General features: G+C 25.6%; 1 protein-coding gene. It reads left to right on the top strand.

What is annotated here, in order from left to right; genetic code table 11:
• Nucleotides 1-1,103 (top strand): TlpA disulfide reductase family protein (locus BLU40_RS17455; RefSeq protein ID WP_090126840.1); only part of this gene is annotated, 1,103 nt, incomplete at its 5' end.
• Nucleotides 1,104-1,170: the final 67 nt, after the last annotated feature.

The following is a 1,170-nucleotide window of genomic DNA, read 5'->3' on the forward strand; positions in this document are numbered from 1 at the left end:
AAAAAAAAACTATGAAAAAAATAATTATCATTCTTTGTCTAATACTCATTTCTTGTAATTTCAATAACAAGAAAGAAACAAAATCTAATAACAATAATTCGACAAAAATAACTGGTACTATTGAAAACCTAAAAGACAGCTTAGTTATTGTGATTTCTAAATTAGATAGTAGAAACTTTTTTGGAAAAAAAATTGATTCTACCATATCATTGAATGGATCTTTTGAGTTTGAAATTGATAACAATGAACCCAGTGAATATATGATTCTTATTCTTGACTACAAGAATAAGATTGGTAAAAGAAATTCTTTTTGGCTTGATAAAAGTGATATTTCGTTAATTGGAAATTATGATAATTTTGAAAACTCCCAAATAAATGGCTCTAGACTGACTGAATTATCTAAAAAATATTTTGGAATAGCTGAAAAATATAACAATCAAATCGAAAATGGTGAAATTGATATGAAAGATTATCAAAAGGGAATAAAAAACGACCAATTAGATTTTCTTTATAAAAACCCCAACAATATAGTTTCATTAACAAACTTCCTTGGATTTACGCAAAATATATCTAAAGATAGCCTTCAATTATTTCATTCTAAACTTAACAAAAAACTTCAAAATTCAAAAAAAGGAATTGCTCTTAAAAATAGTTTTGAAATTGAAAAAATAGAAATTGGAGAATCAATTATAGACATATCCGGTATGGATTTAAATGGAAACCTACACAAGATTTCTGACTATAAAGGAAAAATTATAATTTTAGATTTTTGGGCAAGTTGGTGTCCTCCATGTCATAATCAAAATCAACAAGAATTTCCTAAACTAAAAGAAAAATATAAAGATAATAATTTTGAAATTATAAGTTATTCAATTGATGTCGATAAAAGACAATGGGAAAAATCAAGTAAAACGGACAATATTAATTGGATTAACCTTTCAAATCTACAAGGAATGTCTGACAAATATGTGATAAATTACGGAGTTCAAGTATACCCAACTAGTTTTATAATTAGTAAAGAAGGAAAAGTTTTAAAAAAAATGGAAGGATTTGACTATGGTGTCCTTGAAACAGAACTAGATAAAATATTCGAACCAAAATAGAACAATAAACTGCTTACAACAATTGGTATATTTTATTGTTTGGTTCTAGCACACTTACGAAAATCCT

The sequence above is a fragment of the Lutibacter oricola genome (assembly GCF_900106565.1).
In the GTDB taxonomy this organism is placed as follows: domain Bacteria; phylum Bacteroidota; class Bacteroidia; order Flavobacteriales; family Flavobacteriaceae; genus Lutibacter; species Lutibacter oricola.